22 protein-coding genes and 1 pseudogene are annotated in these 23,610 nt (G+C 61.3%); 10 read left to right on the top strand and 13 right to left on the bottom strand.

Annotated elements, in window-relative coordinates:
* The first annotated feature begins 116 nt into the window (after positions 1-116).
* The 4 genes and pseudogenes from NTD84_RS25145 (at position 117) to NTD84_RS25135 (ending at position 2,682) form a co-directional block, all read left to right on the top strand.
* On the top strand, positions 117-746 hold the full coding sequence (locus NTD84_RS25145; protein WP_262171235.1) for a glutathione S-transferase: 630 nt from the start codon (positions 117-119) through the stop codon (positions 744-746).
* A gap of 102 nt (positions 747-848) precedes the next feature.
* A pseudogene (locus NTD84_RS30160) lies at positions 849-1,124 on the top strand (RHS repeat-associated core domain-containing protein); the annotation flags it as partial.
* Positions 1,125-1,760 (top strand): hypothetical protein, encoded by a 636-nt coding sequence (locus NTD84_RS25140; protein ID WP_410017378.1) that lies wholly within the window; start codon positions 1,125-1,127, stop codon positions 1,758-1,760.
* Entirely contained in the window at positions 1,744-2,682 is a 939-nt protein-coding gene (locus NTD84_RS25135) for an RHS repeat-associated core domain-containing protein (protein WP_262171229.1), read from the top strand. The genes NTD84_RS25140 and NTD84_RS25135 overlap by 17 nt, the downstream gene beginning before the upstream one ends.
* A 98-nt stretch (positions 2,683-2,780) precedes the next feature.
* Here the strand turns inward: NTD84_RS25135 and creD are convergent, their stop codons facing one another.
* From creD to creB, 3 genes are all read right to left on the bottom strand, one after another.
* Positions 2,781-4,151 carry a cell envelope integrity protein CreD gene (gene creD / locus NTD84_RS25130; RefSeq protein ID WP_262171228.1) on the bottom strand — a complete coding sequence of 457 codons (1,371 nt, stop codon included), beginning with the start codon at positions 4,149-4,151 and terminating at the stop codon, positions 2,781-2,783.
* Between the two features lie 168 nt (positions 4,152-4,319).
* Complete coding sequence (gene creC, locus NTD84_RS25125) at positions 4,320-5,744, bottom strand: two-component system sensor histidine kinase CreC (protein WP_262171225.1); 1,425 nt, start codon at positions 5,742-5,744, stop codon at positions 4,320-4,322.
* Positions 5,744-6,424, bottom strand: coding sequence for a two-component system response regulator CreB (gene creB / locus NTD84_RS25120; protein ID WP_262171222.1), 681 nt, complete (start codon positions 6,422-6,424; stop codon positions 5,744-5,746). Before creB ends, creC begins: the two co-directional genes overlap by 1 nt.
* A gap of 167 nt (positions 6,425-6,591) precedes the next feature.
* Between creB and NTD84_RS25115 the strand changes: the two genes are divergently transcribed.
* On the top strand, positions 6,592-7,434 hold the full coding sequence (locus NTD84_RS25115) for an RHS repeat-associated core domain-containing protein (protein WP_262171220.1): 843 nt from the start codon (positions 6,592-6,594) through the stop codon (positions 7,432-7,434).
* Between the two features lies 1 nt (position 7,435).
* Here the strand turns inward: NTD84_RS25115 and NTD84_RS25110 are convergent, their stop codons facing one another.
* Positions 7,436-7,939 carry an ATP-dependent zinc protease gene (locus NTD84_RS25110; RefSeq protein WP_262171218.1) on the bottom strand — a complete coding sequence of 168 codons (504 nt, stop codon included), beginning with the start codon at positions 7,937-7,939 and terminating at the stop codon, positions 7,436-7,438.
* Between the two features lie 313 nt (positions 7,940-8,252).
* Between NTD84_RS25110 and NTD84_RS25105 the strand changes: the two genes are divergently transcribed.
* On the top strand, positions 8,253-9,140 hold the full coding sequence (locus tag NTD84_RS25105) for an acyltransferase (RefSeq protein WP_262171215.1): 888 nt from the start codon (positions 8,253-8,255) through the stop codon (positions 9,138-9,140).
* On the opposite strand, the gene NTD84_RS25100 is transcribed toward NTD84_RS25105, so the two are convergent.
* Positions 9,141-9,689 (bottom strand): DUF2780 domain-containing protein, encoded by a 549-nt coding sequence (locus NTD84_RS25100; protein WP_262171213.1) that lies wholly within the window; start codon positions 9,687-9,689, stop codon positions 9,141-9,143.
* A 287-nt stretch (positions 9,690-9,976) separates the two neighbouring features.
* Here NTD84_RS25100 and NTD84_RS25095 point away from each other — a divergent pair, with 287 nt between their 5' ends.
* Positions 9,977-10,606 (top strand): RNA polymerase sigma factor, encoded by a 630-nt coding sequence (locus NTD84_RS25095; RefSeq protein ID WP_262171210.1) that lies wholly within the window; start codon positions 9,977-9,979, stop codon positions 10,604-10,606.
* On the top strand, positions 10,603-11,277 hold the full coding sequence (locus tag NTD84_RS25090; protein WP_262171207.1) for an anti-sigma factor domain-containing protein: 675 nt from the start codon (positions 10,603-10,605) through the stop codon (positions 11,275-11,277). Before NTD84_RS25095 ends, NTD84_RS25090 begins: the two co-directional genes overlap by 4 nt.
* 53 nt (positions 11,278-11,330) lie before the next feature.
* On the opposite strand, the gene fdhA is transcribed toward NTD84_RS25090, so the two are convergent.
* The 8 genes from fdhA to NTD84_RS25050 all read right to left on the bottom strand — a co-directional run bounded on the left by fdhA (position 11,331) and on the right by NTD84_RS25050 (position 21,413).
* Positions 11,331-12,530 carry a formaldehyde dehydrogenase, glutathione-independent gene (gene fdhA, locus NTD84_RS25085; RefSeq protein ID WP_017341178.1) on the bottom strand — a complete coding sequence of 400 codons (1,200 nt, stop codon included), beginning with the start codon at positions 12,528-12,530 and terminating at the stop codon, positions 11,331-11,333.
* A gap of 206 nt (positions 12,531-12,736) precedes the next feature.
* Positions 12,737-13,594, bottom strand: coding sequence for a formyltetrahydrofolate deformylase (gene purU / locus NTD84_RS25080; protein ID WP_262171204.1), 858 nt, complete (start codon positions 13,592-13,594; stop codon positions 12,737-12,739).
* 154 nt (positions 13,595-13,748) lie between these two features.
* Complete coding sequence (locus tag NTD84_RS25075; RefSeq protein WP_262171202.1) at positions 13,749-14,381, bottom strand: sarcosine oxidase subunit gamma; 633 nt, start codon at positions 14,379-14,381, stop codon at positions 13,749-13,751.
* A 151-nt stretch (positions 14,382-14,532) separates the two neighbouring features.
* The gene (locus tag NTD84_RS25070) at positions 14,533-17,550 is read right to left on the bottom strand and encodes a sarcosine oxidase subunit alpha (protein WP_262171200.1); all 3,018 of its coding nucleotides are present in this window, start codon (positions 17,548-17,550) and stop codon (positions 14,533-14,535) included.
* Positions 17,547-17,876, bottom strand: a complete 330-nt coding sequence (locus tag NTD84_RS25065) for a sarcosine oxidase subunit delta (protein ID WP_262171197.1) — start codon at positions 17,874-17,876, stop codon at positions 17,547-17,549. The genes NTD84_RS25070 and NTD84_RS25065 overlap by 4 nt, the downstream gene beginning before the upstream one ends.
* Before the next feature lie 14 nt (positions 17,877-17,890).
* Positions 17,891-19,141, bottom strand: coding sequence for a sarcosine oxidase subunit beta (locus NTD84_RS25060; protein ID WP_007947735.1), 1,251 nt, complete (start codon positions 19,139-19,141; stop codon positions 17,891-17,893).
* A 23-nt stretch (positions 19,142-19,164) separates the two neighbouring features.
* Complete coding sequence (glyA, locus tag NTD84_RS25055; RefSeq protein ID WP_262171195.1) at positions 19,165-20,418, bottom strand: serine hydroxymethyltransferase; 1,254 nt, start codon at positions 20,416-20,418, stop codon at positions 19,165-19,167.
* Between the two features lie 284 nt (positions 20,419-20,702).
* Complete coding sequence (locus tag NTD84_RS25050; RefSeq protein ID WP_262171232.1) at positions 20,703-21,413, bottom strand: conjugal transfer protein TraX; 711 nt, start codon at positions 21,411-21,413, stop codon at positions 20,703-20,705.
* A gap of 133 nt (positions 21,414-21,546) precedes the next feature.
* On the opposite strand from NTD84_RS25050, the gene NTD84_RS25045 reads away from it, so the two are divergent.
* Both NTD84_RS25045 and NTD84_RS25040 read left to right on the top strand, forming a co-directional pair.
* The gene (locus NTD84_RS25045; protein WP_262171193.1) at positions 21,547-22,587 is read left to right on the top strand and encodes a low specificity L-threonine aldolase; all 1,041 of its coding nucleotides are present in this window, start codon (positions 21,547-21,549) and stop codon (positions 22,585-22,587) included.
* 140 nt (positions 22,588-22,727) lie between these two features.
* Positions 22,728-23,552 carry an SDR family oxidoreductase gene (locus NTD84_RS25040; RefSeq protein WP_262171190.1) on the top strand — a complete coding sequence of 275 codons (825 nt, stop codon included), beginning with the start codon at positions 22,728-22,730 and terminating at the stop codon, positions 23,550-23,552.
* The last annotated feature ends 58 nt before the right edge of the window (positions 23,553-23,610 follow it).

The following is a 23,610-nucleotide window of genomic DNA, read 5'->3' as shown; positions in this document are numbered from 1 at the left end:
CCCCCCCCCCCCCCCCCCCCCCCCCCCCCCCCCCCCCCCCCCACAGGTGTCCGCTATTCATGCCCATGGCTCAACGCGCTATGCTGCCGGCACCGTCCACCGACCGAGCCGCTGCCATGTCCGCCCCGAGCATGACCCTCTACCACAACCCGTTGTCGCCCTTCGTTCGCAAAGTCATGGTGCTCTTGCACGAAACCGGTCAGCAGGACCGCGTCGCCCTGCAAAACTGCGTGCTCACGCCGGTCGATCCGGACCAGGCGCTGATCGACGACAATCCGCTCAGCAAAATCCCGGCCCTGCGGCTTGCCGACGGCAACGTCATCCACGACAGCCGGGTGATCCTCGATTACCTCGACCACCAACACGTCGGCAACCCGCTGATCCCCCGCGAAGGCCCGGCCCGCTGGCGCCGGCTGACCCTGGCCTCGATGGCCGACGGCATCATGGACGCCGCCGTGCTGACCCGCTACGAAGTCGCCCTGCGCGCCCCGGAAAAACACTGGGCCGAATGGCTCGACGGCCAGCGCAACAAGATTCGCCGCGCCTTGGCCGTACTGGAAAAGGACGCCATTGCCGAGCTGACCAGCCATTTCGATGTGGCGGCGATCAGCGTGGCCTGTGCATTGGGGTATCTGGACCTGCGCCACCCCGACCTGGCCTGGCGCGAGGCTAACCCGCAGTTGGCGGCGTGGTATTTCGATGTGAGTCAGCGGCCTTCGATGGTGGTGACGATGCCGAAGGTCTGAGCCCTCGCCGGCGCAAGGACTATCAGTTCTGATAGTGGTCAAACACTGCTAAAGCGACGATGCTCAAGGTCCAGCTTTTTTCGACTGTTCGGAGCTTGAGCAATGCAAAGCCAATCGCACTCGACCTTGCTGCTTGGGAGCGTTCAACAAGGCTCGATATCGGCGGTCCTGGGGACGGGTCGGCCTCACTCCATCGTGTACAGCCCGTACGGTCACCGCCCTTCTGGCAGTGGCTTGTACCCTTTGCTCGGATTTACCGGACAACAGCCGGATCCACTCACCGGCCATTATCATTTAGGCAACGGTTATCGGCAGTACAACCCGGTATTGAGGCGATTCAATAGTCCGGACAATTGGGGCCCATTTCGGGAGGCTGGGGTGAATGTTTACGTGTATTGCGCCGCAGATCCCATAAATCATGTCGATCCGACCGGGCACGTTGGTAAGTTCATAGGAAATCTACTGGGGCTCAGGAGATACGCTGCTGCCAAGAAAGCTGCGCTAATCAATACCAAGATCACCAGTTACCCTTATCCGCTGACACACGTGTTTGATCAAAATCCTGCCGTTGGTACCGTGTTTGGCGACTTCGTTACGCGATCTGCCAAAGCAAGCGCATGGAAAAACAAGATCTACATACAAAAAATTGCAGATAACGGACGGCTACAGATCACAACAACCAAACGCATCGAGGCTTACCGCTCAGGGGTCAACACGCTCAGCATTAAGGAAAAGAATTACACCGAACGGCTGATATCGATCAGCACGATTGAAGGTTCTGCACCCGCTGACACTGCCTTCGTAAACGATGTGGCTGTTTTGTTGGCTAACTCTAAAAAAGGGTTAACACGCAAGCAGCTTCTCGGCGTATCGCATCCGGATACAGCGGAGGCAATTGCTCGTATACGAGCCCGGAAGCTCCGCGCGCAATATGAATATGAGGATAGGAGAAACGCGCCCGGCGAAAACGCCCCGGATATGAGCGGGGTGTACCCAAATGGACGATACTTCTGAATCACCTCCAATTCGCATCGGAGATCAGTCAATGGTTATGCACGGTCGTAAAACAATACTGTTGGCTACCGACTATTCGGGTTCGGTGTTGAGTGCCGCCGATACGACCGGAAGCAACGCCGTTGCCTATACGCCTTACGGCGACTCTCCAACAGGCGCAGACCCGCTAAGTCAGCTTCGGTTTAACGGCGCACTCCGCGAGTCAATGACGGGATGTTATTCACTAGGCAATGGCTATCGAATGTATAGCCCGGTCTTGATGCGGTTTTTAAGGCCGGATATGGAGAGTCCTTTCGGGAATGGCTGGCTGAATGCCTATGTTTATTGTGGGGGAGATCCAAGGAATCGATACGATCCGGATGGCCACGCGTTTACTTCTCTTCTGTCACGCCTGGATGATCTCGGCATGTTCAACATGCCAAGACTCCCCCGTTTGGCGAGTGCCAGAAACGTACCTACGCCTGCTCCGACTTTGAGTCAAGTTGTCGGCTCGGTCGGAACAAACAGACGCCTCAGCAGTTTTTCGTCCGGCTACGAACCCATCAAACCCTATAAGGGTATCGACATTGCCCCAACACCGAAAACCCCCTCGGCCCTAGCTCCCAACCAAAACCCTACGTCGACCATTGGCACTTCCCACTCTCGCCGAAAGCCCAACCCCATGCACCAGGAGATATTCGGAGTTACTTATTCCAGAGACGCTCACGGGGCTGAAAAAATGTCTGTTAGCGAGTGGGTAGTCGCGACTCACAACATCCCTGATGAGGAACTGAAAGCGTTTGGCCAGATCCCCCGGGCTGGCGCCATACAAACAAAAAATCTCGACGTTCGGAATAGAGGTATTCAAAGAGACAGAAAGCTGCAGTTTTACGCGGCAATAGGAACACCCAATGCGAAACTTCCAGGCTGGTTGAAAGGGTAAGCGTCAGGTACCCGATGCACGAGGTGGAAACAACCTGGCGATCAAGGCCGCCAGGTGTTTCCCCAACGCCTGATCCTCGCGCAAACCTACCGAACGGCTCATTTCACCTCTCCCAGATCAAACGCCAGCGGCTTGCCTGCCTTCTGTCCGACGCCATACCAGTCCAGCTTGCGCGTCAGCACCATGAACACCCCGAGCACGCCGAACAGCAGCCCCGAGCCCATCAACAGCGCGTAGTCCTCGGCGCTCAACAAGCCATACAGCAAGCCATACAACGTGGTCAGCCCCGCCGAAAAACTCAAGCCGTGGCGCACGCTGCGCAGCACGTGGCAAACGTAGAACCCGATCAACGACACACAGGCACTGGCCGACAGCAGATACGCCAGGGCAAAGCCGATGTGCTCGGACAACGACAGCAACAGCAGGTAGAAGAACGCCAGCGCCACGCCAACCAGAGCGTATTGCACCGGGTGCACTGCAAGGGTTTTGAGCACCTCAAACAGGAAGAAACCGGCGAAGGTCAGGACGATGAACAGCAGTGCGTATTTGATTGCCCGGTCGCTTTTCAGGTACTGGTCTACCGGGTCGATGAAGCTCACGCCAAAGCTGCGCCCGTTGAACGCCTCGCAGTTGCGCCGCGACACGCAATCATCCAGCGCTTCCTGCAGGTTGGTGGAAAAAAACGAGGTCTGCCATTCGGCGGAAAACCCCTGATCGCTGATGTCGCGCCGGGCCGGCAGGTAGTTGCCGATGAAGCTGGGGTGCGGCCAGTTGGCGCTCAAGGACACCGTGCTGGTCTTGCCCACCGGCAGCACCTGCAACTGGCCGGTGCCTTGCAGCTTCAGGTCAAAGGCGAATGTCAGTTGCGTGGCTTGCCGCGCGTCCAGCGCCGGCAGCATCACGTGAACGCCCTCCCCCAGCCAACCCACTTGACTGCCCGGCACGAAGTCCAGGCGCTGGCCGCCAAGTTCGAGTTTCAAGGCATTTTCGATGCCGCGAATGTCGCTGATGCCCACCGCCACGAACGGCTGGTCGAACTGGTAATCGGCGAAGTCTTCCTTGATGCCCAGTTGCGCCGGCAGCGCGAAATGGCCGTTGATGCGGTTGTCGGCATGGAACAGTCGCGCTTGATAGATACCGCGGGCACGCAGTTCGGTCTGCACCTGCCCATCGAATTCGAAGCGCTCCGGCAGAAAGTACAGACGCCCCCGCTCTTCCCCGACGTCCTGATAACGCTGGTTGGTCTTTTCGTTGAGTTTCCAGGTGCGCACCACCTTGCGATACGGCACCACCATCAGCGGCCCGCTCAGTCGCTGGCTGTAGCTGGAGCTGCGGGCGATGTCTTCGAGCACGCCGTCGCGCAGTTGCTGGCGATCCTGGATGACGCCGTTGATCATCAGCAACGGGATCAGCAGCAACAGAATCAGCAGGGCAATGGCCCCGAGTTTGAAGGTCAGATTGCGGTTCATGGGACTCTCCCTGTTTGGATGGGGAGAGTCTGGGATGGGTGTGTGGGGATTTTGTGGGGGAAATGTGGAGATTGTGTGGGGAATTGACCACCGCCATCGCGAGCAGGCTCGTTCCCACAACGGAATGCGTTCTCCTGTGGGAGCGAGCCTGCTTGCGATGCAGTCGCCTCAGTCCCAAGGCAACCGCAAAATCACCTCCACCCCACCCTCGACATTGCCAACCTCCAGGCTCCCGCCATGCAACTTGGCAACCTCCTCGACAAAATTCAGCCCCAGCCCCGTGCTCTTGCGCCCACTGTCCGGACGCGGCAGGGAATAAAAGCGCTCGCTCAGGCGCGGCAGCGCATAGTCGGGAATCGCCTCAGCCTGGTTGAACAGTCTGAACTCGACCTGCTCGCCCAGCCCCTCGGCGCTTAAGCGCAACACGCCCTGAGGCGGGGTGAAGTCCAGGGCGTTTTCCAACAGGTTCGCCAGCGCCTGGCGCAACAGAAACGGCTCGCCCATGAGCGCCAGCTCCGGGGCAATCGCCTGCTCCACGCGCAGCTGCTTGCCTTCGATGCGTGCGGCCTGCGCGCCCAGCAACTCGTCGACCAGGCGCGCCAGAGGCACCGCCACCCGCTCTTCCAATCCTTGCCGCTGCTCCACCAGTGCCAGGTTCAACAAGCGCTCGATCAACTGCTGCAGGCGCACGCTTTCGTTGTCGATGTTGCTCACGAATCGCTGCCGTTGCGCCGGCGGCATCTCGCCCTGCAGCAACTCCGCGGCACCGCGAATCGCCGCCAGCGGGCTTTTCAGTTCATGGGTCAGCGTGTGCACGTAACGCTCGACGTAGGCCTTGCCTTCCAGCTGCGTGCGCATCTGCTCCACGGCGCTCGCCAGTTGCTCCAGTTCGCCGCCATGATAATGCGGCACCTCGACCCGGCGACCTTCGCTCACGGCCTGCGCATACGCGGTCAGGCGCCGCAGTGCCGCGCTCAGCCACCACGACAGCAACGCCCCGAACAACAGGCCCAAGCCGATCAGCCCTGCGCCATAGGCCAGGAGCCGTCGCTCGGTGCGATCCACATAGGGCTGCAGGGAACTGTTGGGCTTGGCCACGGTGACCACGCCGATGATCTGGCCGTTATCGCGAATGGCCGCGCCCACGTGCATCACCGAGGAGCTGGCATCGTTCGGATCGCTGCGACTGGAGCGAGCGCCGTATTCACCGCGCAGGGTCAGCAGCACATCGTTCCAGCGCGAATAATCCTGGCCGACCGCAGCGCCGCTGGAGTCCAGCACCACGATCCCCTTGGCATCGGTGACGTAGATGCGGTGGTTGACCTGATTTTTCGGCAAGCCCCAGATGTTCGCTTTCGGTTGCCGTTCGCCATAGGCCTTGAGCAGTTGCGGCCAGCGATTCTGGTTCAGGGTGCCGGCCTTGAAATCATCGCGCAGGATCTCGGCCATCAGGTTGGCGGTGTCGACCAGGGTTTCCTCGGTGGACTGGCGCACGCCGGGGCGGATTTCCTCCATCACGGTGCTGAGCACGAAATAGCCGGTCAGGCCGATGAACAGCACGTAGACCAGGAAAATCCGCATCCCCAACGGCATCAGCTGTGCCCCGGACTGTAGCTATAGCCGAGCCCGCGATGGGTCTGGATCGGCTCGGCATCAGCCTTCACCCCGCGCAACTTGGCGCGCACGCTCTTGATGTGGCTGTCGATGCTGCGCTCATAACCGGCGTCGGCGGCAACCCCTAGTGCATCGAGCAACTGCTCGCGGCTGAACACCCGCTCGGGCTGTTCGAGCAGGCATTGCAGCAGGCGGAATTCGTGGCGGGTCAGGCTCAGCCATCGGTTGCGATAGCTGATCTGCACCCGCTCGCTATCGATGCGAAACAGCACCGGCTCCGCCTCGGCCGTTGCACGCGGCGCCATGCGCTTGAGAATCGCCCGGACCCGCGCGGCCACTTCCCGGGGGCTGAACGGCTTGACCACGTAATCGTCGGCGCCGATTTCCAGCCCCACCACCCGGTCGATTTCGGCGTCTCGGGCACTGAGGAAAATCACCGGGACTTCGCTGAAGCGCCGCAGTTGCTTGCAGGTTTCAAAACCGCTGATGTCAGGCAGGCCGATGTCGAGAATGATCAGGTCGGCGGGCGTCTGCCGCTGAAGCGCCAGCGCGTCGGCACCGAGGCTCAGCCACGTGGTGCTGAAGCCTTCGCCCTGCAAGGCGAAAATCAAGGTGTCGGCAATCGCCGCTTCGTCTTCGACAATCAGGATATGAGGCATGGCGTCCGAGCCCGGGAGTTGAATGGGCGAACGGTGACGCAAGGCCGGACTGGCGTCAATCGGCAGTCGGAATGCTGGTTCGACCCTAGCAGTTCTGATAGTGGGCAAAAGGCGGAAAAGGAACGATGCTGGATGTGCGGTTTTCTGGCCTTACGAGGATCGATGAAATGCGTGCGCATTCTGGCAAGACAACGCTGCTGGCATCTGATCAGCAACGGTCGGTATTGGGTGTTCTCAGTCCCGATAGAGCTGATCCCATCGCCTACATGCCCTTTGGTCATCATCCACGAGAATCTGCATTGCTCAGCGGGCTCGGGTTCAATGGAGAGCTGCCTGATCCACTGACCGGGCATTATCACTTGGGCAAGGGGTATCGGCCGTACAGCCCGGTGTTGATGCGGTTCATCAAGCCAGACAGGGAAAGCCCTTTCCGGGCAGGCGGGTTCAATGCTTACGTCTACTGCGGTGGTAACCCGGTGGGCAGGGTAGATCCTTCAGGGCGGGCGTGGAGAATTCCCAAAGCAATTAAAAGGTTTTTTAAAAAACCCAAATGGATGAAAAAGAACAGCTCCGCATCAGTGGTGATTGCCGACAGCAGTTCAGCTTTACCGGATCCAACTAAAACGATTACCACGCCGCCTTTCAACTCGGACAAAACGGTCAATAATCTAAGACCAGAAGACCTTGTCGATGACCTGGATTTAGCAATGTTTGAGCCTGGTTCGCGCTCTTCTGAAGCCCCGCGTCGTCGCTCGTCGACATCCATCGACTACAGCCAATATCCTCCTATGCAAGCTCGCGGCCAATACGACACCTTTCTCAAAAACACAGAGAGAACTGCACTCGTTGGCTCCAACGCGTCCATGCAAGAATTAACGGAGGCCCATAAGCTGTTATCCGAAATTCCGGGGCCTTCCAGCGCGGCAGATAGAGTCGATGCAGCACGAGCGAACATCCGCGAGAGAATTGATGAGGCAGTGGTCAGACAGTATTGGAAGGGAAATCGCTGACTCAACAATCTGGCTTATCCGCCGTAAACCGCCGCGCCGGATTCACCGCCGCGCCAAACTCGCGCAGGGCCTTGGCGCCGATCAGCAGCGGATAATTGAAGCTGCTACGGTCGGTGAGGTTGACCTCGACGGTGCGTTTGACGTTGCCCAGGCACAGTTCCAGATCGACCACCGGGCGTTTAGTGGGCGCTGCGACGTCTTCGTCTTCATCCTCTTCGGAGCGTGTCTTGATCTTGCTGATGCGCGCGATCTTGTGTTCGTAGACCTTGTTGCTCGCATCCTTGGTGGCAAGGCGGAAGCGGACCCAGTCCTCGCCGTCGCGGGTGAAGGTTTCAATGTCCTTGGCCGACAGCGAGGCGGTCAGGGCGCCGGTGTCCATTTTGGCCTTGAGCACTTCGCCGCCGATTTCCGGCAGGGCGATGTATTCGTAACGGCCGTACAGGGTGGGCTCGGCGGCCATGACGGGCAGGGCCACGAGGGAAAGCAGTGCGAGGAGGGATTTCACGTAATGGGATTCCTTGGACGATGGGCAGCGGGATTTTAGACCGCCGGCAAAGAATTCGTTCGTTCCTGAGATCGCTTCGCGGGCAAGCCCGCTCCCACAGGTTCAGTTGTCGTACACACACGTCGTGCACAACCCGCTCACTGTGGGAGCGGGCTTGCCCGCGAAGAGGCCAGCACGGTCAATACAACCATTTGAACTTGACTGACTTCAGCTCAGCATACCCCGGACAAAGTAAAACATTCGTCACCGCCGATTTGGCCTGTCGCCCGAAGCTGCTTATCATGGCGCGCCCAAACGCTTCCAAGAGTTACCTATGCGCCGCCTGCTCACCGGCTGTTTCGTCACCCTGCTGCTGTTGCTCAACACCCTGGTCCTGTTCGGGCCGCTGATGGTGTTTGCCCTGCTCAAACTGGTCCTGCCCGGACGCCTGCGCGATTACGCTTCGTGGGCGGTGATGTGGATCGCCGAGACCTGGGCCGAGATCGACAAGCTGATCTTCCGCCTGTGCATCCCCACGCAATGGGACATTCGCGGCGGCGACAACCTGCGCGGCGACACTTCGTATCTGGTGATCAGCAACCATCAATCGTGGGTCGATATCCCGGCGCTGATCCAGACGCTCAACCGGCGCACGCCGTTCTTCAAGTTTTTCCTCAAGAAAGAGCTGATCTGGGTGCCGTTCCTCGGGCTGGCGTGGTGGGCGCTGGATTACCCGTTCATGAAGCGCTACACAAAGGCCTTCCTGGCGAAAAACCCGGAGCTGGCGGGCAAGGATCTGGAGATCACCAAAGCCGCGTGCGAACTGTTCAAGCGCCAGCCGGTGACCGTGGTCAATTACCTGGAAGGCACCCGTTACACCGCGGCGAAAAGCACCCAGCAGCAATCACCCTTCACCCACCTGCTCAAGCCCAAGGCGGGCGGCGTGGCGTTTGTGCTGGCGGCGATGGGCGAACAGCTGGACGCCATTCTCGATGTGACGGTGGTGTATCCGCAGCAGAAGATTCCGGGGTTCTGGGACTTGATCAGCGGCAACGTGCCGCGGGTCATCATCGACATCAACACCCGCGAACTCGACCCCGCGCTGTGGCAGGGCGATTACGAGAACGATCCGGTGTTTCGCGAAACGGTCCAGAACTGGGTCAACCAGCTCTGGATCGAGAAGGATCGGCGCATCGACGCCTTGCGCGCCGAACGCCGTTGATCAGCTGCCGGTGCCCCAGATACCGCCCAGGCTCTGCAGCAGCGAACCGCCGACGCCCTGCTGACCGAGGTATTGCAGAATCACCGGGGCAAACTGGCCAATCATGCCGCTGTCCATGCCCAGCGCGCTGAAGGCGTTGTTCAAATCGTTGGTGTCTTTCACGTTACCCAGCGCATTGTCCAGACCGGCGGCCTTGCCCGACGAACCGAGCAAACCGCTGAGGGCACCCAGTTCACCGCCGCCCGATAGCTTGTCGATGCCCGGTACGCTTTTGGCCAGTTGCGAATAGTCGGCCGAACTCAATTTATTCTTCGCCAGCCCGAGCATCGCACCGGTGCCACCAACGGCTTGTTGGGGCGTCACGTTCAACTGGCTGAGCGCACCGAGCAAACCGGCGGTCTCCGAGGTCGGCGCTGCCGCTGTCGCAGCGTTCTGCCCCTTCATCCCGGAGATGGCATTGGCCGCATCGTTCAGGTTGAACTCAGCAAACACCGGGCTCGCCGCCAGGGTCATGAGCGATGCCAGTGCAAACCCGCGTGAAATCTTCATCCAGACATCCTCTTGTGCCATGAACACCGCCCGGAAACGGGCGGCGAAAACTGCTCATTGGACTGGTGACCCCAGCGATTGTTCCACCCTCCCCTGTAGGAGCGAGCAAGCTCGCTCCTACTACAGAAAAAATCTCCCCGCTCCTGCATCCAGACCACCCCGGCCCACGTATATCAAGCACGGACAGATTCGCCTGGCCGAATTCCCCCACCTGTGACATTACCGAACAGTTGAGGCACCGCCGGCCCTGCGCATCAGGGTCGGCGGATTTTTTCCGAGGTCCGCCCGTGAATGGAACAACTGCGCGCCGTGAACTAATCTCTGCCTGCAACCGGCACCCCGTGAGTCCCGTCGTCAGGAGAACCGTTATTCCCACCGCCGACACTGATCAGCTCAGGCAGCTGCTGGCCCAATGTTCACTGGGTGACCGCCGCGCCTTCGAGACGCTTTACCGCAGTGTCGGCCCGCGTTTGCATGGTGTCGCCCTGCGGTTCATGGGGCGTCCGGACCTGGCCGAAGAAGTGCTGCAGGAAAGTTTTGTGCGCATCTGGAACAACGCCTCGCGCTATGAGCCGCACCTGTCGGCGCCGCTCACCTGGATGATCAACATCACCCGCCATCAAGCCATCGACCAATTGCGCAAACACCGTGACCGGCCGTTGACCGATGTCGAACAACAGGCGCTGGTGGATGAAAGCCCCTCGGCCTATGAACAACTGAGCAGTGCCCGCGAGGCCAGCGCCTTGAATCGCTGCCTGGACAGCCTGGACGGCATGCAGCGGCAGTCGATTACGGTCGCGTACTTCCAGGGGCTGTCGTGCTCTGAACTGGCGGAACACCTGGCCGCGCCGCTGGGCTCGGTGAAGTCGTGGATTCGTCGTGGCATGGAGCGCCTGCGCAGGTGCCTCGAATCATGAACTATCAAACCCCGCCGCTGCGCCGCGCCCTCGCCGCTGATTACGCCATTGGCCTGATGCCTTCGACTGCGCGCCGACGTTTCGAACAATTGTTGCGGGAAGATGCGGCATTGCGTGCAGAACTGGCGCAGTGGCAGGAAAGCCTGACCAGCCTGACCGCAGCGCTGCCCGAACACCCCGTGCCGGACCGCGTCTGGCAAGGCATCACCGCGCGCATCGAGCCGCAGGTCCTGCATGTGCCTGAGAAGCGTCCGTTCTGGAGCTGGTTGAGGATAACCGCGGCGGTCTGCTCGCTGGTCATCGCCGTGACCCTGGGCGTGATCTACACCCGCGACGGCGCACGTTACAGCGCGACGTTACTGACGGCCGACGCGCAGCCTGCGCTGAAGGTCGAGGCCCATGAAGACTATCTGAACGTCGAACCCCTGACCCTCGCCGCCGTCGATCCGGGTCGCAGCCTGGAACTGTGGGCCATTCCCGCGGACGGCAAACCGATTTCCCTCGGGGTGATTCCCGCCGACGGTAAAGGTCGCGTCGAGCTGAATGACGCCCAGAAAGCGTTGATCGGCAAGCCGATTGCGCTGGCGGTCAGCCTTGAACCGAAGGGCGGTTCGCCGACCGGGCAACCGACCGGACCGGTGTTGTATCAAGGGGCGTTGGCGGCGCTTTGAGAGCATAAAAAAACGGCGACCCGAAGGTCGCCGTTTATTTATGCGTAAAGCCCTTACGCCGCACTGAACAACTTATGCGGATCAATCACAAACTTCTTCGGCACGCCCGCATCGAACTCACCGTACCCCTGCGGGGCCTGATCCAGGCTGATCACCTGGACGCCCACCACTTCGGCGATGTTGATGCGGTCCCACATGATCGCCTGCATCAGCTGGCGGTTGTACTTCATTACCGGAGTCTGGCCGGTGTGGAAGCTGTGGGATTTGGCCCAGCCGAGGCCGAAACGGATGCTCAGGCTGCCCATTTTTGCCGCGGCGTCCACGGCACCCGGGTCTTCGGTCACATACAGGCCGGGGATGCCGATTTTGCCGGCGACGCGGACCACGCCCATCAACGAGTTGAGCACGGTGGCCGGGGCCTCGTGTTTCACGCCGTCATGGCCGTGGCCGCGCGCTTCGAAGCCGACGGCGTCGACGGCGCAATCCACTTCCGGCTCGCCCAGCAGCGCGGCGATCTGCTCGTGCAGCGGGGTGTCGAGGGACAGGTCGGCGATTTCGAAACCCTGGGCCTTGGCGTGAGCCAGGCGCACGGTGTTGACGTCACCGATGATCACCACTGCCGCACCCAGCAGGCGCGCGGACGCGGCGGCGGCCAGGCCGACCGGGCCGGCACCGGCGATGTACACCGTGCTGCCCGGGCCAACGCCGGCCGTCACTGCGCCGTGGTAACCGGTGGGCAGGATGTCGGATAGGCAGGTCAGGTCGCGGATTTTTTCCATCGCGCGATCGCGGTCCGGCAGTTTCAGCAGGTTGAAGTCGGCGTACGGGACCATGGCGTATTCCGCCTGGCCGCCGGTCCAGTCGCCCATGTCGACATAGCCGTAGGCACCGCCCGGACGGGCCGGGTTGACGCTCAGGCACACGCCGGTATGCATCTCTTTGCAGGAACGGCAGCGCCCGCACGCCACGTTGAACGGTACGGACACCAGGTCGCCGATTTGCAGGTTCTCGACGTCGCTGCCCTTCTCGATCACTTCACCGGTGATCTCGTGACCCAGCACCAGACCGGTCTGAGCCGTGGTACGGCCGCGCACCATGTGCTGGTCGGAACCACAGATGTTGGTGGAGACCACGCGCAGGATCACGGCGTGGTTGATCTTCCTGCCACGCGGGTCCTGCATTTTCGGATAGTCGATTTTCTGTACTTCGACCTTGCCAGCGCCGAGATACACCACACCACGATTGCCAGACATGCTTTCACCTCGCTGTTGTTTTTATGTAGCGGTCGCGTCGCCTGACAGCGGCGGCGCGTTGATTGCTCTGGGTGTTGCCTGTGTGTCTTGTGTTGTCTGTTATGGCCTCTTCGCGAGCAAGCCCGCTCCCACAATGGATGGGGTTGACCACGGGATCTGTGAACACCACAAAACCCTGTGGGAGCGGGCTTGCTCGCGAAAGCGATCTAAAGAACGACCGTACGATTAGCGTTGAGGAACACCCGTCTCTCGATGTGATACCCAACCGCCCTGGCCAACGTCAGCCCCTCGATATCCCGCCCCTTGGCGATCAGGTCTTCCGGGTAATGACTGTGGTCAACCACCTCCACGCCCTGGGCGATGATCGGCCCTTCATCCAGGTCGTTGTTGATGTAATGCGCCGTCGCACCCACCAGTTTCACGCCCTTGTTATAGGCTTGGTGATAAGGCTTGGCGCCCTTGAAACCCGGCAGCAGAGAGTGATGAATGTTGATCGCCTTGCCATCGAGTTTGCGACACAGCTCCGGCGACAGCACCTGCATGTAGCGCGCAAGGATCACCAGTTCGGCACCGGACTCCTCGATCACCTGCAACACCTGGCGCTCCTGGGACGGCTTGTCGTTCGGGTCCAGCGGGAAGTGGTAATACGGAATCTGGTGCCAGTCGGCCAGCGGCTTGAGGTCCGGGTGATTGGAGACCACGGCGGCCACGTCCATTGACAACTGGCCGATGCGTTGGCGATAGAGCAAATCGTTGAGGCAGTGATCGGCTTTGGACACCATGATCACCACTTTCGGCCGGTAGTTCGGCGCGGTCAGCTCGAAGACCATGCCGAAAGCTTTGCCCCGCTCTTCGAGACCGGCACGGAACGCCTGTTCGTCGAAGCCGTCGGGCTGGCGGAATTCCACGCGAATGAAGAAGCGACCCGAGAGCCGGTCATCGAACGAGTGGTGCTCGGTGACGTAGCAGCCCTGCTCGAACAGAAAGCGCGTCACCGCGTCCACGGTGCCGAGTACGCTGGGGCAGTCGGCGGTCAGGATCCATGTGTCTGGGGCGCGGCTCATAGTTGTAGCTCCTGAAACAACGATAAACGGGGTTGCTTTCTGTGGGAGCGAGCCTGCTCGCGATGGGCTTGAGAACGACGCGTTGAATCAGACACCCCGCGTCATCGTTGACGTCCATCGCGAGCAGGCTCGCTCCCACAGGTGATCGCCTTTGTCAGGCCTGCACGCTCAGGCCGTACTCGGCCGACGCGTCCTGCAACCACAGCCACCAGTAATCCGAAAAGCTGCGGCGGATCAGCAGCTCCCAGGTGTCTTCGGCGGTGTGGCGGATCACCAGTTGCGACTTGGCGAACACAGTGCCGACAGCCTTGCCCACCGGGAAGCTGTTGGGATGTACATCGTAGCTGGTGGATTTCATCAGCACCTGGCGCACGTTCGGGCCGCTCAGTTCGAGGATCTGCTGACCGCCGCTGACGTTGACGATCTGGATGTGCAGGTCGCCCAGCGCTTCACGGAGCTTTTGCTCGGCGGCGAACTCTTCGCCGCTCGGCACGATCAGCAACCATTCATCCGGCCCCATCCATTGCAGGCTGGTCTCGCCTTTGATGATGACGCTCAGTGCGCCCGGCAATTCGATGCCGAGGGCCTTGTGCACGCCGGCGCTGAACGCGGCATCGTGGCCATCGCCACGAAGGGTCAGGTGGCCGAGGAGCTTTTTCTCACGCACGATCACGCCGGCGTTTTTACGGCCCTTGCCCACCAGGCTGGCGAGGTCGGCATGATGCAGCGACGACTCGGCCTTGGCCCCGGTGGTTGGGCGTTGTTGGTACACATTGGCTGCGGTCATAAAGCACCTTTCCTGAATTCTGTTGGTTCCGGCCTATGTGGTGACTGTGCCGCCGCTTTCGCGAGCAGGCTCGCTCCCACATTCGACCGCATTCCCCTGTGGGAGCGAGCCTGCTCGCGAATAGCAGCCCGCCCACAGCACCCGAGACGAACTAAATGTTCTGGCGATCACCCTTCGGATCGAAGAACACCGAAGAAACGATTTCCGCCTCGATCACGCTGCCGTCGGCCAGCGGCGCAAACACGCGCTCACCGATCCGTTTCAGGCCGCCCTTGACCACGCCCATGGCGAACGAATAGCCCAGGGAGTTATGCAAGTAGCTGGAGGTGACGTGGCCGACCATGGTCATTGGAATCGCCTGCTTGGTGTTGAACACCAGTTGCGCGCCTTCCGGCAGCCATTTGGTCGGGTCGATCGGCTTCAGGCCCACCAGCTGTTTGCGTTGATCGCGCACGCAGTCTTCGCGGTTCATGCCACGCCAGCCGATCCACGAGAACGGTTTGGTGCGACCGACACACCAGCCCATGTTCAGGTCGTCCGGGGTCATCGAGCCGTCGGTGTCCTGACCGACAATGATGAAGCCCTTCTCGGCCCGCAGGATGTGCATGGTTTCGGTGCCGTACGGCGTCAGGTTGTACGGCTTGCCGGCCTCGACGATTTTCTCGAGCACACCCATGGCGTAGTCGGCCTGCACGTTGACTTCGTACGACAGCTCACCGGTAAACGAAATCCGGAACACCCGCGCCGGCACACCGCCGACCAGGCCTTCTTTCCAGGTCATGAACGGGAACGCTTCGTTGCTCAGGTCAATGTCGGTGACTGCGCTGAGCAACTTGCGGCTGTTCGGTCCGGACAGGGTCATGGTCGCCCAGTGGTCCGTCACGGAGGTGAAGTACACCTTCAGGTCTGGCCATTCGGTCTGCTGGTAGATTTCCAGCCATTGCAGCACGCGCGCAGCGCCGCCGGTGGTGGTGGTCATCACGAAATGGTTGTCGGCGAGACAGGCGGTGACGCCGTCGTCGAAGACCATGCCGTCTTCCTTGCACATCAGGCCGTAACGCGCCTTGCCCACGTCGAGCTTGGTCCAGGCGTTGGTGTAGATGCGGTTGAGGAACTCACGCGCATCCGGGCCTTGAATGTCGATCTTGCCGAGGGTCGAGGCGTCGAGCAGGCCGACGCTGTCGCGCACGGCTTTGCATTCGCGTTTCACCGCCGCGTGGATATCTTCACCGTTTTTCGGGAAGTACCACGGACGTTTCCACTGACCGACATCTTCAAACTCGGCGCCATTCTTCACGTGCCAGTGATGCAGCGCGGTGTGACGGACGGGCTCGAAGATGTGCCCACAGTGACGGCCCGCCACAGCGCCGAAAGTCACCGGCGTGTAGTTCGGACGGAACATGGTGGTGCCCATCTGCGGGATGGTCACGTTCAGCGAACGGGCGGCAATGGCCAGGCCGTTGACGTTACCGAGCTTGCCCTGGTCGGTGCCGAAGCCCAGCGCGGTGTAGCGCTTGACGTGCTCGACCGACTCGAAGCCTTCGCGGGTCGCCAGCTCGATGCCGCCAGCGGTGACGTCGTTCTGCAAGTCGACGAATTGCTTCGGCGCACGGGCGGAGTTCTTCTCGTGCGGGACCTGGAACAACGCCAGTGTCGGCTCTTCGAGACGGCTCAGGGCTTTCGGCAAGGTGCCTTCGACGACACCGAAACCCGCTTCACTGGCCGCGCGCGCGCCCCCTTCAAAACCATCGGCCAGGGAATCGCCAAGGCCGTAAACGCCGTTGATACCACCGACGCACACGCGTTTCTGCGGAGCTTCGCCCGGCACGAAACCGAGGATGTCTTCGCGCCAGACCGGCTTGCCGCCCAAGTGCGAAGCCAGGTGAACCACCGGGCTGTAACCGCCGGAACTGGCGATCAGGTCGCAATCGAGCCATTCGCCAGGGCTCGTCACCGCGTGAGCTTTTACATCGATCGCAGCGACGCGGGCAGCGGTCACACGCTTGGTGCCGCGGGTCTCGATCACGGCGCTGCCGGTGAGGATGCGGATGCCTTTGGCGCGCGCCTCCTCAACCAGGGCACCGCGCGGGTTAGGGCGGGCATCGGCGATGGCGACGACTTGCAGGCTGGCGTCGAGCCAGTCCAGCGCCACGCGGTAGGCGTGATCATTGTTGGTCGACAGCACCAGTTTCTTGCCCGGTGCCACGCCGTAACGGCGTACGTAAGTCGATACGGCGCCGGCGAGCATGTTGCCCGGCACGTCGTTGTTGCCGTAGACCAGTGGACGCTCATGGGCGCCAGTCGCCAGCACCACACGCTTGGCGCGAACCCGGTGGATGCGCTGACGCACCTGGCCAATCGGTGCGCGGTCGCCGAGGTGATCGGTCAGGCGCTCGTGAATGGTCAGGAAGTTATGGTCGTGGTAACCGTTGACCGTGGCGCGCGGCAACAGCAGCACGTCCGGGGTGTTCTTCAGTTCGTCGATGACGCTGGCGACCCATTCGGTCGCCGGCTTGCCGTCGAGGCTTTCGCGGGAGTCGAGCAGGCTGCCGCCGAACTCTTCCTGCTCATCGGCGAGGATCACCCGGGCGCCGCTGCGCGCAGCCGCCAATGCAGCGGCCAGACCCGCAGGGCCGGCGCCGACGATCAGCACGTCGCAGTGCTGGTTCATGTAGTCGTAGGTATCCGGATCGTTCTCGGTCGGCGAGCGGCCCAGGCCAGCGGCCTTGCGGATGTACTTCTCGTAGGTCATCCAGAACGATTGCGGGTACATGAAGGTTTTGTAGTAGAAGCCCGGTGGCATCAGCTTGCCGCCGACCTTGCCGAGAATCCCCATCATGTCGTTGTTCACGCTCGGCCAGCCGTTGGTGCTGGTGGCGACCAACCCCTGATACAGCGCTTGTTGCGTGGCGCGCACGTTGGGGATCTGCGTGGCCTCGGTGGCGCCGATCTGCAGCACCGCATTCGGCTCTTCGGCACCGGCGGCGAAGATGCCGCGCGGACGGGAATACTTGAAGCTGCGACCGATGATGTCGACGCCGTTGGCCAGCAGTGCAGCGGCCAGCGAGTCTCCTTCAAAGCCTTTGTAGGTCTGGCCGTTGAAGGTGAAGCTCAGCACTTTGTTGCGGTCGATCCGTCCGCCGTTGGACAGGCGATTGATCTGGCTCATACCTTCTCTCCCAGCGCCGTCGTAGCCGCTTTCGAGCTATCGGTCTTGTCGGTGAATTGTGGCTTGGTGCCGATCTTGTAGGTTTCCAGGATCTCGTAGGTCACGGTGTCGCGGGTCGCGTTGAAGTACTGGCGGCAACCGGCAGCGTGAATCCACAGTTCGTGGTGCAGGCCGCGCGGGTTATCGCGGAAGAACATGTAGTCGCCCCACTCCTCGTCGGTGCAGGCATTAGGGTCCAGTGGGCGCGGGATGTGCGCCTGGCCGGATGCGTGGAATTCCTCTTCGGAGCGCAGCTCGCCGCAGTGAGGACAGAAGATATGCAACATGGGGATTTCTCCTGTTAGTGGGCAACCGCAGCAGCGCCGTGTTCGTCGATCAACGCACCGTTGTGGAAACGGTCGATGGAGAAAGGGGCGGCCAACGGGTGCATTTCACCCTTGGCCAGGCTTGCGGCAAACACGTTGCCCGAGCCAGGTGTCGCCTTGAAGCCGCCAGTGCCCCAACCGCAGTTGAAGAACATGTTCGGTACCGGGGTTTTCGAAATGATCGGGCAGGCGTCCGGCGTGGTGTCGACGATGCCGCCCCACTGCCGGTTCATGCGCACGCGCGACAGCACCGGGAACATTTCGACGATGGCCTGGATGGTGTGCTCGATCACCGGGTACGAACCACGCTGGCCGTAGCCGTTGTAGCCGTCGATACCGGCACCGATCACCAGGTCGCCCTTGTCGGACTGGCTGATGTAACCGTGCACGGCGTTGGACATGATCACGCTGTCGATAATCGGCTTGATCGGCTCGGACACCAGCGCTTGCAGCGGGTGGGACTCGATCGGCAGGCGGAAACCGGCGAGCTTGGCCATGTGCCCGGAGTTACCGGCAGTGACCACGCCGACGCGCTTGGCGCCGATGAAGCCCTTGTTGGTTTCGACGCCGATGCACACGCCGTTTTCCTTGCGAAAACCGATCACTTCGGTCTGCTGGATCAGGTCCACGCCGAGTGCGTCAGCGGCACGGGCAAAGCCCCAGGCCACGGCATCGTGACGGGCCACGCCGCCGCGACGCTGGACAGTCGCGCCCATCACCGGGTAGCGGGTGTTTTTCGAGCAGTCGAGGTACGGAATCTCGTCGGCCACTTGCTTGGCATCGAGCAGTTCGCCGTCCACGCCGTTGAGGCGGTTGGCGCTGACCCGACGCTCGGAATCACGTATGTCCTGCAGCGTGTGGCACAGGTTGTAGACGCCGCGCTGGGAGAACATCACGTTGTAGTTCAGGTCCTGGGACAGACCTTCCCACAGTTTCATCGCGTGTTCATACAGGTGCGCCGACTCGTCCCACAGGTAGTTGGAGCGAACGATGGTGGTGTTGCGCGCGGTGTTACCGCCGCCCAGCCAGCCTTTCTCGACCACAGCCACGTTGGTGATGCCGTGCTCCTTGGCGAGGTAGTAGGCGGTCGCGAGACCATGCCCGCCACCGCCAACGATGACCACGTCATAGACCTTTTTCGGGGTCGGCGTGCGCCACATTTTCTGCCAGTTTTCGTGATGGCTGAGGGAGTGTTTGAAGAGGCCGAAGCCCGAGTAGCGTTGCATAGTCATTTACTCCAAAACCGCGCTCAGCGATAAACCGGGAAGTCCGCGCACAGGGCTGCCACTTGCTGCGCGACGTTCGCTTCGACATCGGCGTCGCCGAGGTTGTCGAGGATGTCGCAGATCCAGCCGGCCAGCGTCACGCACTGGGTCACCTTGAAGCCGCGCGTGGTCACCGCCGGGGTGCCGATGCGCAGGCCGGAGGTCACGAACGGCGACTGTGGATCATTCGGGACAGCGTTCTTGTTCACGGTGATGTGGGCGCGGCCGAGTGCTGCATCCGCCTCTTTGCCGGTGAGGCCCTGACGGATCAGGCTGACCAGGAACAGGTGGTTATCGGTGCCGCCGGACACTACATCGTAGCCGCGTTTGATGAACACACCGGCCATGGCCTGGGCGTTGTCGATCACTTGTTGCTGGTAGGCCTTGAAACCTGGCTCCAGCGCTTCCTTGAAGCACACCGCCTTACCGGCGATCACGTGCATCAGTGGGCCGCCCTGACCACCGGGGAACACGGCAGCATTGAATTTCTTTTCCAGTTCTTCATTGGCCTTGGCCAGGATCAGGCCGCCACGAGGACCACGCAGGGTCTTGTGGGTGGTGGTCGTCACGACGTCCGCGTACGGCAGCGGGTTCGGGTACAGGCCTGCGGCGACCAGACCGGCCACGTGGGCCATGTCGACGAAGAAGTAAGCGCCGACCTTGTCTGCGATCTGGCGGAAGCGCGGGAAGTCCAGGGTCTTCGAGTACGCGGAGAACCCGGCGATGATCATTTTCGGTTTGTGCTCGACCGCCAGGCGCTCGACTTCGTCGTAGTCGATCAGGCCGGTGGTGGTGTCGATGCCGTACTGCACGGCGTTGTAGAGCTTGCCGGAAAAGCTGACTTTGGCGCCGTGGGTCAGGTGACCGCCGTGGGCCAGGCTCATGCCCAGCACGGTGTCGCCTGCATTGAGCAGCGCGAGGTAGACAGCGGCGTTAGCCTGGCTGCCGGAGTGTGGCTGGACGTTGGCGTAATCGGCACCGAACAGCTGCTTGGCGCGCTCGATGGCCAGGGCTTCGACCTTGTCGACGTGCTCGCAGCCACCGTAGTAGCGCTTGCCCGGATAGCCTTCGGCATATTTGTTGGTCAGGCCACTGCCTTGCGCTTCCATGACGCGTTTGCTGGTGTAGTTCTCTGACGCGATCAGCTCGATGTGATCTTCCTGGCGTTGCTCCTCGGCATTCATCGCCGCCAGCAGTGCATCGTCGTAACCCTGAATCTGGTCTTGCTTGCTGAACATCGCGTCTCTCCCAGCGGCGGCTTGTGCGCCTTTCGTCTCGGTGAGGCACGTACCTTTCGGCAGTGCCCTTTGGATGCGATGGTATGACCGGCGCAGACAGGTCAAATGCCTACGGACGCCACGCAAAGGTGCGTTTACGACATGGCGGGAAATGGCTGGTCAAACATTACCTTCCAGCCTGTGGGATCCCCTGTGGGAGCGGGCTTGCTCGCGAATGCGGTGTGTCAGTCAACCTTGATGCTGAATGAATGACTGCATTCGCGAGCAAGCCCGCTCCCACAGGGTTATGCGGCGATCTGACGGACGAGTAACAGCAGAAGGAAATGCGCGGGATACAACGCATAAGCCCAGCGTCGCATCGGTGGTGGTTTTACGCCGCCTGCATGTCGCAACAAGAACAGCCCCAACAATGGCGCGATCAGACACGTCGCGATGCCCCACAGGGCGGAGACGTTGCCAAACTGCGCCGCCGCATACAGCACCTGCCATTGATTCGCCGCCAGACAGGCCACACCAGGCAACAGGCTGAAATACCAGGGCCGCTTGACCACCAGCAACGTCGCCAACGGCAGCAGCACACCGAAGAAGCCGAACATCAGTCGCTCGGAAAACAGCGCTGCCAGGACCAGCGCGGCCACCGCGAGCAGACGCGACGTCAGCGTTCGGTCCTGCCAGCCCTGCGCAACCAGCAGCCCGAGCGCCAGGGTGGGCAATACGTTCAGCGTGTCGGGATCAGAAATGAACAGTCGATACGGAATTTCACTGAGCGCACTGAACAACAGCAACCAGCCCAGGTATCGCCATTGATGTGTCACCTCGCGTGTCCGCGCGACATTCACCGCCATCGCCAGGCAGAACCACGGGAACGCCAGCCGCCCCGGCACATACAGCAGATCGACGGAATAACCGACATATCGCAGGTGATCGAGCACCATGCTCAGCAGTGCCAGCCACTTGAGCAGATCCAGTGCCCCATCCCTTTGCGTCATGTGCATAATTGCCTGTCGTCTTTGTATTTTTTCGTCAGACGCATCCCGTGTGCTCCCCGGATGATCTTCGGTAAAGTGCGCACCATCATTGACCACGAGGCGCTTCACCATAAGCGCCCCGATCACGGAAAGCAGGGCCATGACCGATAAGAGCCAACAATTCGCCAGCGACAATTATTCCGGTATCTGCCCTGAAGCCTGGGCGGCCATGGAACAGGCCAACCATGGCCACCAGCGCGCTTATGGCGACGATGAATGGACCGCTCGCGCGTCCGATCAATTCCGCAAATTGTTCGAAACCGACTGCGAAGTGTTCTTCGCCTTCAACGGCACCGCCGCCAACTCCCTGGCCCTGTCGTCGCTGTGCCAGAGTTACCACAGCGTGATCTGCTCGGAAACCGCCCACGTCGAAACCGACGAATGCGGTGCACCGGAGTTCTTTTCCAACGGTTCCAAACTGCTCGTCGCCCGCACTGAAAACGGCAAGCTGACCCCGGAATCGATCCGCGAAGTGGCCCTCAAGCGCCAGGACATCCACTACCCGAAACCGCGCGTAGTGACCCTGACCCAGGCCACCGAAGTCGGCAGCGTCTACACCCCGGAAGAAATCCGCGCGATCAGCGTCACCTGCAAGGAACTGGGCCTGAACCTGCACATGGACGGGGCGCGCTTCTCCAACGCCTGCGCGTACCTGGGCTGCTCACCCGCGGACCTGACCTGGAAGGCCGGCGTGGATGTGTTGTGCTTTGGCGGCACAAAAAACGGCATGGCGGTGGGTGAAGCGATCCTGTTCTTCAACCACAAACTGGCCGAAGACTTCGACTACCGCTGTAAACAGGCCGGGCAGCTCGCGTCGAAAATGCGCTTCCTCTCGGCGCCGTGGGTCGGAATCCTGGAAAACGACGCCTGGCTCAAATACGCCCGCCACGCCAACCACTGCGCGCAATTGCTGGCCGAGCTGGTCAGCGACATTCCGGGCGTGGAGCTGATGTTCCCGGTGCAGGCCAACGGCGTGTTCCTGCAACTCTCGGAACCGGCCATCGCCGCACTGACCGCCAAGGGCTGGCGCTTCTACACCTTCATCGGCAACGGCGGCGCGCGCTTCATGTGCTCCTGGGACACCGAGGAAGAACGCGTGCGCGAACTGGCCGCGGACATCCGCGAAGTCATGTCCCGCTAACGACACAAACCCTGTAGGAGCCAGCTTGCTGGCGATCCGGGCGACGCGGTAGGCCTGAACCTGCGCCAGCTCCTACAGCGGGCCGCCCACGCCTTGGGCTACATTGAATCGCTCAGACAATAATAATCAGGAGCGCCCCAATGTCATTGAAAGGCAAAACCCTGTTCATCACCGGCGCCAGTCGCGGGATTGGTCGAGAGATCGCGCTGCGGGCCGCGCGTGATGGGGCCAACATCGTGATTGCGGCGAAAAGTGCCGAGCCGCACCCGAAACTGCCGGGCACGATTTTCAGTGTGGCGAAGGAAGTCGAAGCGGCCGGTGGCCAAGCGTTGGCCTTGCAGGTGGATGTGCGCGATGAAGCCGCGGTACGTGGCGCCCTGGCCCAGGCCAACGCGCATTTCGGCGGCATCGATGCGCTGATCAACAACGCCGGGGCGATCAAGCTGACCGGGGTGCAACACGTCGAGCTCAAACGCTTCGACCTGATGCACCAGATCAACACCCGCGCGGTATTGCTCTGCAGCCAGGCGGCCCTGCCCTACCTGAAAAAGAGCCACGGGCACATCCTCAGCATTTCCCCGCCGCTGAACCTCGCGAGCAAATGGTTCGCGCAATACAGCCCCTACACCATCACCAAATACGGCATGAGCATGCTGACCCTGGGCATGAGCGAGGAATTTGCCAACGACGGCATCAGCGTCAACTCACTGTGGCCGCAAACCATGATCGCTACCGCCGCCATCGAGTTTCAGCTCGGCTCGCGGGAATCGTTCAAGCATGCGCGCACGCCAGCGATCATGGCGGATGCCGCCTACGCGGTTTTGGACAGTAGCGATCGCCGCATTACCGGGCGGTTGCTGATCGATGAAGACATCCTGCGGGAAAACGGCGTAACCGAATTTGAACACTACCGGTTCGCCCCCGACAGCAGCGACACGCTGATGCCGGACCTGTTCATCGATTGAAGAACGCAAAACCTGTGGGAGCGGGGGGGGGGGGGGGGGGGGGGGGGGGGGGGGGGGG

The sequence above is a fragment of the Pseudomonas sp. 14P_8.1_Bac3 genome (genome assembly GCF_025466085.1).
Taxonomy (GTDB): Bacteria; Pseudomonadota; Gammaproteobacteria; order Pseudomonadales; family Pseudomonadaceae; genus Aquipseudomonas.
The sequence above is the reverse complement of the archived record's forward strand: the minus strand, read 5'-3'. Positions and strand labels throughout refer to the sequence as shown.

What these genes read in the sequence shown, in the direction of transcription:
- fdhA (WP_017341178.1), bottom strand. Translation starts at nt 12,530, where the DNA reads ATGTCTGGCAATCGTGGTGTGGTGTATCTCGGCGCTGGCAAGGTCGAA.
- NTD84_RS25050 (WP_262171232.1), bottom strand. Translation starts at nt 21,413, where the DNA reads ATGCACATGACGCAAAGGGATGGGGCACTGGATCTGCTCAAGTGGCTG.
- NTD84_RS25060 (WP_007947735.1), bottom strand. Translation starts at nt 19,141, where the DNA reads ATGCAACGCTACTCGGGCTTCGGCCTCTTCAAACACTCCCTCAGCCAT.
- NTD84_RS25145 (WP_262171235.1), top strand. Translation starts at nt 117, where the DNA reads ATGTCCGCCCCGAGCATGACCCTCTACCACAACCCGTTGTCGCCCTTC.
- creB (WP_262171222.1), bottom strand. Translation starts at nt 6,424, where the DNA reads ATGCCTCATATCCTGATTGTCGAAGACGAAGCGGCGATTGCCGACACC.
- creD (WP_262171228.1), bottom strand. Translation starts at nt 4,151, where the DNA reads ATGAACCGCAATCTGACCTTCAAACTCGGGGCCATTGCCCTGCTGATT.
- NTD84_RS25105 (WP_262171215.1), top strand. Translation starts at nt 8,253, where the DNA reads ATGCGCCGCCTGCTCACCGGCTGTTTCGTCACCCTGCTGCTGTTGCTC.
- NTD84_RS25075 (WP_262171202.1), bottom strand. Translation starts at nt 14,381, where the DNA reads ATGACCGCAGCCAATGTGTACCAACAACGCCCAACCACCGGGGCCAAG.
- glyA (WP_262171195.1), bottom strand. Translation starts at nt 20,418, where the DNA reads ATGTTCAGCAAGCAAGACCAGATTCAGGGTTACGACGATGCACTGCTG.
- NTD84_RS25070 (WP_262171200.1), bottom strand. Translation starts at nt 17,550, where the DNA reads ATGAGCCAGATCAATCGCCTGTCCAACGGCGGACGGATCGACCGCAAC.
- NTD84_RS25100 (WP_262171213.1), bottom strand. Translation starts at nt 9,689, where the DNA reads ATGAAGATTTCACGCGGGTTTGCACTGGCATCGCTCATGACCCTGGCG.
- NTD84_RS25115 (WP_262171220.1), top strand. Translation starts at nt 6,592, where the DNA reads ATGCGTGCGCATTCTGGCAAGACAACGCTGCTGGCATCTGATCAGCAA.
- NTD84_RS25040 (WP_262171190.1), top strand. Translation starts at nt 22,728, where the DNA reads ATGTCATTGAAAGGCAAAACCCTGTTCATCACCGGCGCCAGTCGCGGG.
- NTD84_RS25090 (WP_262171207.1), top strand. Translation starts at nt 10,603, where the DNA reads ATGAACTATCAAACCCCGCCGCTGCGCCGCGCCCTCGCCGCTGATTAC.
- purU (WP_262171204.1), bottom strand. Translation starts at nt 13,594, where the DNA reads ATGAGCCGCGCCCCAGACACATGGATCCTGACCGCCGACTGCCCCAGC.
- NTD84_RS25135 (WP_262171229.1), top strand. Translation starts at nt 1,744, where the DNA reads ATGGACGATACTTCTGAATCACCTCCAATTCGCATCGGAGATCAGTCA.
- NTD84_RS25065 (WP_262171197.1), bottom strand. Translation starts at nt 17,876, where the DNA reads ATGTTGCATATCTTCTGTCCTCACTGCGGCGAGCTGCGCTCCGAAGAG.
- NTD84_RS25045 (WP_262171193.1), top strand. Translation starts at nt 21,547, where the DNA reads ATGACCGATAAGAGCCAACAATTCGCCAGCGACAATTATTCCGGTATC.
- creC (WP_262171225.1), bottom strand. Translation starts at nt 5,744, where the DNA reads ATGCCGTTGGGGATGCGGATTTTCCTGGTCTACGTGCTGTTCATCGGC.